A 10,090-nucleotide genomic window follows, 5' to 3' on the forward strand; every position below is an offset into this window, starting at 1 on the left:
TATGACGCGACTGGCCATGCTGCTGATGGACGATCCGCGAGCTCCGCTCAAGCTGTCCATCACCGATCTGGCGGCTCGGGCGGGCACGTCGGCCGCGACGGTGACCAGGTTCTGCCGGCTCATCGGGTATGCCGGGTACACCCCCTTCCGGCTGGCGGTGGCTATCGACTCGGGCTGGATTGAGTCCGAGGAAACATGGAGGGTCGACAATGGGTGCGCCCTCAACCCTTACGACACTCCGGACGAGGTTCTGGGCACCCTGGCCGTGTCGCACATGCGTGCACTGGAGGCGACGGCCGGGTCAGTCGTCTTGCCTGACATCGTGCGGATCGCGCACGCCATCGCAAGCTCCAAACGGGTGGACATCTACGGGATCGGCGGCAGCGCTCTCATGGCCGTGGAGATGCAGATGCGGCTCTGCCGGATCGGTATCAACGCCCACGCCTGGGAAGATGTTCACGACGGGCTGACCAGCGCGGCACTGCAGGACGAGAGCTCAGTCGCCATCGGCATCTCCAACACCGGCCGCACCGCGGAAACAATCGAAATGCTCGCCCAAGCCAAATCGTCTGGTTCGTTGACCCTCGCGTTGACGGGCAACCCGGACTCGCCGCTCGCCGGCCTTGCTGAGATACACCTCGCAACCTACGCGCCGGACGAATGCCTACGCCCTGGGGACCTATCCGCCAGGCACGCCCAGCTGTTTGCGATCGACCTGCTCTACCTCATCGTGGTTCAGCAGAACCTTTTGAGGATCACGTCGGCCACGCAAGCGCGGCGCCTTATCGAACCCACCCGGCCGTGACCTCCGGGCACCCGGTGGCGGTCTGTAGTAGGGGCCGATAAGACTCGGCTGAGGTCACCAGTTGAGACTACGCTCACGAGAAGGCGCGAATCAGCTGACCTGGTCAACGCGGCTCAGTTGAACCCGCGTGCAGAGTGTTTGATCGGCTGTCGCCGAGTAGGGGGCGACGCGGCTGCCGGTCGAAATCAGGCCTTTGCTGTATCGCGACTGTGCTTCGCGCTTTCCAATTCTGAGGAGCAGGATGCGCACCGGTCTGCTGAGATTTCGGCACGCTCCGAGCGGCCCCCAGAGGTATGCCTATTCGACTGCCAGCCCTTCGATCCCCAGAAGCAGACTCGCCGCGCCCTCCGCGGGCGCCTGAACATGCTGAAGCTGCGTGACCTGAACCCAGCCCGTGACCTCACCCTCGTGACCATGAACTGCGTTGACAACAGCCATCATCACCGAGGTCACGGGCCCCTCACGTGAAGTCAGGAAGCCCAGAGTGCCCGGTCAAGTTCGATGAGTCGGTAAACCGAGCTGTCTCTGCGTGCGTGACAGTCGCTTGATTGGTGCCGTGAGGTGGACCCAAGAACCGCTACGCCCTGGGCTGATCCTTGCCAAGTCTAGGGAGACTCGTCTGTCTCGCCGGCATGAGCTTCTCCGGGATTCCCGCTTTCGGTGGCTCCGCCGGTCGACTGCGTGGACGCCGCCGACTTGACGACCAGTTGGCCCCACTGTCCGCGTTCGCTACGAAAGATCCATTCTACCCGATTGATCTCGTCCGCAACGCTCGTAGCTGGCTCCCCCCAGTCCGCGGCGGCCTCCTGCAAATTTTGCTCGGCGTCGGTATACAACTTCTCCAGCTGCGGAAATCCGATAAGCGAATCGTAAGCGGTTACAGAACCTGCCAAGGAGGCGAGAACGGCTCCAACCACGGCCCACGCCGCTCGAGCCGTATCGCTAGTGGTCTGGGATACAATGCCAGTGACCGCGGCGGCGAGCAGCAGAATGTTCCGGATGATCACGACCTGGTGGTGCGCGGTGCGGTATTCGCCCGCGCGCTCCTTGTAGTACCGTCTTTGGTCTTCAATACGCAGTTGGCCGTATAGCATGCGAAACTGCTCCTGCCTTTGGTTCATTTTGGCTCGTTCCCCCTCTGGATTGCTACGACTGCTCTACGAAGTCGCCTTTTGCGGTCATCGTCAACATAGGGCCCGGTTCTGGACAGGTAGCGGAAGTAGGCCGAGCGCAACCGCTCTGCGCGCATGCGCTCATTCAAGAAGTTCTCATAGGCCCGCAATTCCCCCTCTGCCCGCCCAACCGTCGAAAGCACCAAGCCCAGGAGGATCAAGAGAACGCCTGGCCATCGCTGCTGCGGGAAAACAGCCTGTATGCCGCCCAGTCCGCTGACCAAAGCGGTGCCGAGAATGATGGTGACCTGTTGTCGTCGATACTGGTTCTGAAGCCGTTGTGCCGCGAGGTCCGACTCGTTAAAGGCCGGACCCACTGCCTCATTGGCGAACTCGATATCGTCAGCAAGGGCCGGGAACTGATGCTTGACGTCGGCTCCCGCGATTGGCTCGGAATGCCCAGCCCGAGCAAGTGTTGGGAAACGCTTGAAGAGTGCGACTCTCATCAGACTATCTCCCCTCAATGGAAGGCCCGGTGTTTCTTGCGAAGCCGCCCACTACCGCCTCCAGCGCAGCTTGAACGGCAGATCGGACCTGGTCGGCGCTGCCAACAGAAACAATCCGTGTTAAGGGGGAGCCGGCGATCGCCTGGACCCTCATATCGCCAGCTTGACCGGTAGCTGCCGCCTCCCCTATAGCGTCGGCCGCTCGACCGGTACCGGAGAGCACGATCACCGGCCGTCGGCGCTGCAAGCTGCGTTCAACGTCAGCAGAACTGACGTCGCCCCCGTTGGCAAGAAGGGTAACGGAGGGATGATCTTGAGCCACCACGTCAGCTACCGCAGCGATCCACGGAGACTCGTCCCCCCAAAGGGATCCAGGCACGAGCAGCACGTGCGTGTGGTGAGGGTCCAGACGCGCCCGGTCCGCTGGGGGTACGGCTGCAAAACTGACGGTTCCAGCCGCTGCGACGCCAATCAGCGGGAAGGATGCCCCCGCCTCCGCTCGAGCGCGACCCATCGCACGCATCACGCCCGAATCGGTCCCGCCATCGATCGCGGCAGCGTGGAGCATCTCAATGATGGGTACGACGGCAATCCGCAACACGGCTGAAAGACGTTGCACGTCATCGTCGTCCATGCCACCGGCGCCACCAACAAGAACAAGAACGGGCCGGCCCCGATGGATGGATAACGCGTCCAGAGCAGCGCCTATGTCGCCCCGTGTCCGAAGCCATACTGGCGGCGCAGGGTCCTTGGGGGATTTCAACGCCCTCAGCACCCCCTTCCCACGCGCCGACAGCGGACCTCAACAGCCTATCGTTTTGAAGACCGCGGGTGACAGGGTATTGCTGCCCACCCATCCACCCAGGGTAGTTCGGGCTGACTCATAGCCGTCTGCATTATCCACCGGGGCCGGTCAAAAATGCTGGCGGTGTCCGCTCGCCCGGCGTACGAGCAATTGTTGCCAATTCGGCTTGCTGTTCGGTGCACCCGTTGTACTCTTGCATGCAGCGGTTGATGAGGGCGCATAATCGACTCGGGCAGCTGTTTCTGACATGACCTATCGACCCATTCATAAATGATGACGACTCCCCCACATTTCACGGCGGCGTGCCCGCTATCACGAGACATTTCCGTCGGGGCCATTACGCTTTGTGCGGGTCATCGCCGGCCTAGCTTCCGAAAAGGCGTCACAGCCGGGGTCCGATTTTGAGGGCTGTGTCAGAGCCTGAGTGTGACGAAGTTGCGTGAGAAGACGTGCCATGGCGGCGATGAGTGGAGGAACATCTCGCGCTTCCATTCCCACAAGCGCGTCCCTAAAAATGGGATCACGCTGGCGTACACACCGCCGTCGAACGCTAGAACAAACCCTGGAGTAAACCCAAGCCGTTCACATCTTCATCGATCGCAATGATCTTGCGGTTGCAAATTCCTTTGGACGCCGATAAGATCGGCAGCCGAGTATTCAGACTATCTGATTGTGATGCCTGCTGAAAGAGAGCGCAAAGTCCGCTCCCCGGAACATAGAAATTGCGAAATAGAAATGGGGGTGTCACTCGAGTCACGATGATCCACGGCAAGTCATTCTCGTGCTTCTGTCAGGGAGATCTCCTGGAAGAGTGACACCCTGAAGCTGTTTGGCCACATAAGTCACTACCGCAAAGGACTAGCCGGGTTGTTTGCCGAAGAGACCGTGTGGATCGACCTACGCGAAGTTTGCTGGTGACGGAAATCCTGTCGGCGATCCACCATTCGCGGGAGCAGTCTTGCAGATCTCGGCCGTCCCAAACGGAGTGGAATTAGCCAAGTGGCCGGTTGACCTGTAGTTGGGCAAACTCGCGCCACTCGTTTGCGCCAAGCGATCAGTGCGATGCCCTGGCACTATTGCTTGGGTTTCGTCAAGTTCTTTGGCCCCACTGATCATCACGAATTGTGGACCCGCCCTGGCCTGCATCCGTCGTGACTGACCTTGTCGAGGGGGTCATCCGCGGCCGGATTAGGATCGTTTGATGCGACGGGCCACGGCGCTCTACGTGGCGGGACTGGGCTTGTTCCTCGTTTCGTTCATCTGGTCGTGGGCCGCTCTGCCGCCCGTTGTCGCATCCCATTTCGACTCCAGCGGCAACGCCAACGGGTGGATGGATCACAACTCGTTTCTGGTCTTCATCGCCGGTATGGGCCTGCTAGCCCTGGTGGTCGTCCCGGGTTTGGGGGCGCTGGCGACACGCCACCCAGGGCGGTACATCAACGTCCCGAACCGCCGATACTGGCTGCGGCCGGAGAACCAGGTCCGCTTCGGGAGCATGTTCACAGCCCTCACGATGGGAATCGGCGCCGCCATTGCGTTGCTGATCGGGGCGGCCAACCTGGCGACGATTTACGCCAACACGAAGCAACCGGCAAACATGGTGCCGCCGGGGGGTTTCGTCGTCGGCATCTGCGTCGCCATAGCCGTTGGGTTGGTGTTGCTCATCCGGCGCTTCCGGCGCTCTGAGTAGAGAAGCACGGACAAATCGCAACGTCGGTGGCGCGCTCCGCCATCGCCATCACGACACAACCTTGTCTGCCAGTTGCTGTGCTCCGCTGGCCTAACGGCGGCTGGTTTTGCTGGTGCGTAGCCGATAGGACTGGGTGCCGGTTTCGAGGATGTGGGCGTTGTAGGTGACGCGGTCGACGATGGCGGCGACCAGTCTTGGGTCGGGAAACACTGAACCCCATTCTGAGAAAGGAAGATTCGTCGCTAACGCGATGCTCGCCTTTCCTCCCTGGCAGTGATCACCTGGAACAACAGCTCGGCGCCGCGTGGGTCAACAGTGACGTATCCGACCTCGTCAACCAGGAGAAGATCCAGCCGTGCGTACCGGGCCACGATGCGGGACAGGGCTTGCTGGTCGGCGGCTTCGACGAGCTCGTTGACCAGCTGGGCGGTGGTCACGTACCGCACCCGCCGGCCTTGTTCACAGGCGGCGAGGCCGAGACCGATGAGCAGGTGGGTCTTGCCGGTACCGGAGTCCCCGAGCAGGACGACGGGTTCACCGGCGTCGAGGTAGGCCCCGGCGGCCAGGTGCGCCACGGTGGCGGGGGTGATGGTGGGGACGGCGTCGAGGTTGAAGTCGGCGAGCCGTTTCAGGCGGGGGAACTTGGCTTCGGCGACCCGGGGGGTGCGGCGGCGTTCGGTACGGTCGTCGACCTCCGCGGCAAGGACCTCGGCGAGGAACCCGAGGTGGGTGCGGCGTTCCCGGGCGGCGGTCTCAGCCAGCCGGTCAACTTCGGCCCGGACAGTGGGCAGGTGCAACTCACGGGCGGAGACATTGACCGACGCCTTGGCGGCAGCATCGGTGCTCATAGCGCCGCCGCCCGGGTCTCTGTGCGGGTGAGGAGGTTCTCGTAACCGTGCAGCGACGGTGCAGGCCGGTCGTACCGGTCCAAACCTCCGATCGGCACCACCGCGGGAACGCGCGGGGTGGCCGCCCGGCGGGCGTCGATCAGGACGAGGTCGGGGTTGAGGATCCCCGTAGCGACGGCACGGTCCATCGCCTGCGTGAGGTGGTCCGCTGGGAGGGTGCGGTGGGCTAGGAGGACCTCCACCAGTGCCCGGGTGCCCGCCCCGTCGCCGCGGTCACGCCGGACCGCGTCCCAATACCGTTGATGCGATGGGGTGAACGCGCCGGATACCTTGGCCTGGGCGAGGGCGGTCGCGCCAGGGAACGCACCCGGTTTACGGGCCAGGACCTCGAGGTAGTGGTCCAGGCACAGTACGTCGACGTACCGCCCGACCGCCCGCACGTGGCTCGCGACCAACTTCGCCCCGTCGAGGACTGTCACGGTGGTCGCGGTCAGGCGGACCGTCAGACGCCTGCCGACGTACCTGGCGGGGACGGAGTAGCAGCACTGCCGCACCGAGACCCGGGACCGGTGATCCACCCGGCGTTCCGCGATGACCGCCGGGTCGAACGCCTCCGCCGGCAACGGCGACAGGGTGGGCTGCTCGAGCGCGAAGTCGGCGCCCACGGTCGCGGTCCGGCCGGTGATCACCCGGGCATCATCAACGGCGTCGGCAGCCCCGATCGCCTCCTTCAGCTCGACCAACGAGACGACGGCTGGGACGGGGACGAGGTGTCGGCGGCGGAACCGGCCGATCTCCCCTTCGACACCACCTTTCTCGTGCGCGCCCCGCAGGCCAGGGATACAGAAGAAGGAGTCGAACCCGTACGTCGACCGCAGCGCGGTGAACCGCTCCGACTCGAGCCGGTCCCGCCCCTTCAACACCCGCACCACCGCCGGTTTCAGGTTGTCGTACCGGGATCCGGCCAGGCACCCCACCGAAGTACTCGAACGCCTGCACGTGGCCTTCCAGGAACGCCTCCTGAGCCTGCGTGCCGTACGCGGCGTGGAAGGCCCGGCCACTACTGGACAGGCGCATCACGAACATCCAGCACTTCACCGGCGCCCCGTCCAGGTTCATCTGTAGCTCGCCGAAGTCGACCTCCGCCTCAGCTCCGGGCTCGTGGACCTGCGGGATGAACACCTCCCGGTCCACGATCCCCAGCTCCACCTGGCGGCGGCGGACATACCGCGACACCGTCACCTCCGACACGGCCGCCTGGTGCTCGGCGACCAGCCGCTGCCACACCCGGCGGGCGGTGTGCCGCTGCTTCCGGGGGACGTCCTGGTCGCCGACCAGCCACCCGTCGACCAAGGCACCCCAAGGACCCATCGCCAAACACGGCCTGGACGGGTACGCCGCCTGCGGCGGTGGGACCGCCGCAGTTAACGCCTGCCGCACCGTCCGACGGTGCACCCCATGCCGGGACGCCAGCTCCCGGATCGACAAGTCCTTCAGGCGCTGGTCGCGCCGGATGTCCTCGAACAGCTCCACTCCTGACCGCACCTGACTGACCCCCACGTCGAAGAAACACCTGACGTGAGCATCCGTACCGAGGGTGGGGCCAACATTCGCGACGACACGCCAACCCACCCGCTGGCAGCCGCACCGCCCGCCGTGGAGCCAACATCCATGACGACAAAGACCTCAACCGGGGCCAGACAAGGTGACCACACCCAATTGCTTCTGGTTGCCTCTCTGGGTCTTGTTGCCTGGCAACAGATAAACACGGCCCAGACTCGCGACAGAGCCCTGACGCCAGACCATCTGGCTTCCGCTGAGACTGAGGGAGTCGACGGATCTGCCGCTCGCCGCTGGACTGGCGGTGGCCGCCTGCCAATCAGACCCGAATACCGACACGTATGCGGTCGTGCTGGGAATAGCCATGCGGCACCCACATCTAAAACGGTTCTCTCAGCTGGACGCCGTGGCGCCTACCCTCGTGAGGGCCGCAGGAAGGTCGTCGTTGTTGGTCGATACCGAAGACGTCGGGGTCCCACCTGACTTGACACGTTCCGGATCTGCTGTCAGTGGGAGGTGTTGACGCGGGTGTTCCCGGCTGCGGGGCGCACGGAGCAGCGTCATCGCCCGTTGCCGGCGCGGGTGATGGAGTACTTCTCGATTCGGCTGACGTTCCGGGGTGCGCTTTCAGGTGACGCCGACAAACGGAGGTCACTGACGAGCAAATGCCATGGCTTGCTCAGCGTCGGCCACGGTGAGTTGAGCGGAGGTGCACACGTATCTGAGCCACGGCGTTGCCGTTGTGGCCTGCCGCACTGGCTTGCCGCCCATGGTGAAGTCAGCCACGACCCCATTCGTGGCGAGCGTCTGCTGCATCTCGCCACCCGAGGACGCGTGCATGCGACTAGTCGTTGCTCCGCTGAGTTGCATTGCCACCTCTGTGCCATCTGCTGCCGTTAGAAGGAACGGGTCAGACGGGTTGTAGTCCAACTGCGCCGCGCCGTCGCGGGTCACGGTGAGGGTTGCCCCGCTGCCCCCCTGCATTGCGAACGTCACTTGGCTGACGGTAAAGGTGCCGCTGCTTGCCGTGCTTTTCCAGTGCCCAATCAGACACTCGTCACCCACGGCCGCGGCCACCACTCGCGCGGGAGTTGGTGCCGGGGTGGAGGACGGCGAGTATGACGGGGGCGGGTACGGGTTAACTGGGCCGAGTTGGCGGCCGTTCAGGGCGACCGCTCCCGTCGCAACAGCGGCGCCCCCCAAGAGGACGACGCCAAGCAGCTTCAGTCCACGTCGCTTCTTCGGCTGCGGCGGATCTACGGAGCTCGGCTGGAGAGCTGGACGTGTATAACCTTGGTTCGGTGGTGGCATGGCCGAGTTCGCAACCGCCGGTGGCTGCTGCTGAGCCTGCATCGACCTAAACCGATCGGCTTCGATGAGGACTTCGTGAAGCTTCCTCGCTGGGCCAATAAACAGATCGTCGCGCGAACGTAGCCGGTCTATCAGGATGCGCACCGAGTCGCGCTCCTTAGGGCGCTGCAATCCCGCGCTCAGTTGTCCCACAATAGCCCATTGCTGGTCAAGCGGCAGGACTGATGCTTGGATCTGTGTACCGAGGTCGGAGAGGTACGAGACTGGCGCCGGAGGGGAATCGGGTAACGGATCCGGGAGCGTCGGCGCGTCCGGCAATCGGTCGAGAGCTGCCAAAAGATCCCAGGGTGCGTCCTTGTTCGCTTCCGTCGCGTCAACAACCTGCAGCCGCGCGAGGTTCGCCGGTAGTACGTCAGCCGGGGTCTTCTTCAACATTACGGGCAAAACAGGCTTGCCCAATTGTTGCGCATACTTCACCTCCTCGAGGCTGGCGACGGATTCCAGCACGTTAGGAGTGAGGCACAAGATGAGGGCGTCCGCCTCACGGATTTGGCGTAAAACCTCCTCCCACCACTCTTGGCCACCGTCAAGACGCTGATCCATCCAGGTGCTGTTGTGGGATTTTTGAAGATTCCTGTCCAACTCTAATACGACCTCCCTATCGTCCCTGGTGTACGAGAGGAATAGACGTCTGTTCATGGCTGCTCTTCCGTATGTGTTTCCCTGCGTTCTGCGGTCCCTCGCACGTTGACGAAAACGCCCTCGAGAGCAAGAACCCGACTTCCATCGTGGTCACGCGTGGCCATCCTGCCCCGATACGTGTTGAACACCGCACCTCTCGGACTCTAGTGCGGCAGGTGATACGTGCAACTAAGTCACGGCGGTTCCTGCGTCTACGTCACCTCCCTTCAGGTTGATGCTGCATCGTCGGCTGGTCAAGGGGCGTGGTCCGTTGCTCCGGAGAGACAGAAGGCCGTTGTCGCAATCCGTTGCTCCGGCCTGTGACAGTCGCGGGCCGCATCGCCGTTGGCGGGGTGCCTGAATGCCTCAACGTCCCGCGTAAAGTGCCCATGAACACTGAGGAGAGTGGGCTTCCCGCCTCTGATACATGAGGCCGAACCTCAGCGGTGCTCGCGGGGCGGTGAGCTACCACGGGCGAGCCCGAGGCTGATATGGAGGGGGCTGTTGTCAAGAGAGGCGCGCCGAAGTTCCCTCGATTTGGTGCGAGGTTGAGGTGCGGGGGTGACGCGTGGGGCTCAGCGGCCCTGGGCCTGGGTCCACGCCTTCCCCCCGCAGTACTCGATCCCTGCCGCAGCAGCAGCTTCGAGAGCCTGTGCCGTGCTCGCATCAGGTCCGCCCGGGCCGCCTCCCGACACCGCACCAGATCCCGCGCCGACTCCTGGGCCACGGTGGGCACCCGCACCGAAGTCACCTCGTCCAGGCGCAACAACCG

7 protein-coding genes and 2 pseudogenes are annotated in these 10,090 nt (G+C 63.7%); 2 read left to right on the top strand and 7 right to left on the bottom strand.

All coding sequences use genetic code 11. The annotated features are described in order from the left end of the window. On the top strand, nucleotides 1–805 hold an 805-nt coding region (locus ABI385_RS09505), incomplete at its 5' end, for a MurR/RpiR family transcriptional regulator (protein WP_348103508.1). A 605-nt stretch (nucleotides 806–1,410) separates the two neighbouring features. Here the strand turns inward: ABI385_RS09505 and ABI385_RS09510 are convergent. The 3 genes from ABI385_RS09510 to ABI385_RS18505 are packed head-to-tail and all read right to left on the bottom strand — an operon-like array spanning nucleotide 1,411 to nucleotide 3,198. Further along, the gene (locus ABI385_RS09510; RefSeq protein ID WP_348103509.1) at nucleotides 1,411–1,926 is read right to left on the bottom strand and encodes an SLATT domain-containing protein; all 516 of its coding nucleotides are present in this window, start codon (nucleotides 1,924–1,926) and stop codon (nucleotides 1,411–1,413) included. Further along, nucleotides 1,923–2,423: a DUF4231 domain-containing protein gene (locus ABI385_RS09515; RefSeq protein WP_348103510.1), complete on the bottom strand. Its 501-nt coding sequence runs from the start codon at nucleotides 2,421–2,423 to the stop codon at nucleotides 1,923–1,925. Before ABI385_RS09515 ends, ABI385_RS09510 begins: the two co-directional genes overlap by 4 nt. 4 nt (nucleotides 2,424–2,427) lie before the next feature. Further along, nucleotides 2,428–3,198 carry a hypothetical protein gene (locus ABI385_RS18505; RefSeq protein ID WP_407068251.1) on the bottom strand — a complete coding sequence of 257 codons (771 nt, stop codon included), beginning with the start codon at nucleotides 3,196–3,198 and terminating at the stop codon, nucleotides 2,428–2,430. 1,231 nt (nucleotides 3,199–4,429) lie between these two features. On the opposite strand from ABI385_RS18505, the gene ABI385_RS09520 reads away from it, so the two are divergent. Beyond that, the gene (locus ABI385_RS09520; protein WP_348103511.1) at nucleotides 4,430–4,918 is read left to right on the top strand and encodes a DUF1648 domain-containing protein; all 489 of its coding nucleotides are present in this window, start codon (nucleotides 4,430–4,432) and stop codon (nucleotides 4,916–4,918) included. A 90-nt stretch (nucleotides 4,919–5,008) separates the two neighbouring features. On the opposite strand, the pseudogene istB reads toward ABI385_RS09520, so the two are convergent. The 4 genes and pseudogenes from istB to ABI385_RS09545 all read right to left on the bottom strand — a co-directional run. Continuing rightward, nucleotides 5,009–5,766: pseudogene (gene istB, locus ABI385_RS09530) on the bottom strand (IS21-like element helper ATPase IstB). After that, nucleotides 5,763–7,311: pseudogene (istA, locus tag ABI385_RS18510) on the bottom strand (IS21 family transposase). The pseudogenes istB and istA overlap by 4 nt, the downstream one beginning before the upstream one ends. A gap of 666 nt (nucleotides 7,312–7,977) precedes the next feature. Continuing rightward, nucleotides 7,978–9,336, bottom strand: a complete 1,359-nt coding sequence (locus ABI385_RS09540; protein ID WP_348103515.1) for a toll/interleukin-1 receptor domain-containing protein — start codon at nucleotides 9,334–9,336, stop codon at nucleotides 7,978–7,980. Nucleotides 9,337–9,893: 557 nt separating this feature from the next. Then, nucleotides 9,894–10,090 (bottom strand): hypothetical protein (locus ABI385_RS09545; protein WP_407068252.1); only part of this gene is annotated, 197 nt, incomplete at its 5' end.

Source organism: Lapillicoccus sp., from assembly GCF_039935575.1.
Lineage (GTDB): Bacteria > Actinomycetota > Actinomycetes > Actinomycetales > Dermatophilaceae > Lapillicoccus.

What these genes read in the sequence shown, in the direction of transcription:
- ABI385_RS09540 (WP_348103515.1), bottom strand. Translation starts at nt 9,336, where the DNA reads ATGAACAGACGTCTATTCCTCTCGTACACCAGGGACGATAGGGAGGTC.
- ABI385_RS09520 (WP_348103511.1), top strand. Translation starts at nt 4,430, where the DNA reads ATGCGACGGGCCACGGCGCTCTACGTGGCGGGACTGGGCTTGTTCCTC.
- ABI385_RS09510 (WP_348103509.1), bottom strand. Translation starts at nt 1,926, where the DNA reads ATGAACCAAAGGCAGGAGCAGTTTCGCATGCTATACGGCCAACTGCGT.
- ABI385_RS09515 (WP_348103510.1), bottom strand. Translation starts at nt 2,423, where the DNA reads ATGAGAGTCGCACTCTTCAAGCGTTTCCCAACACTTGCTCGGGCTGGG.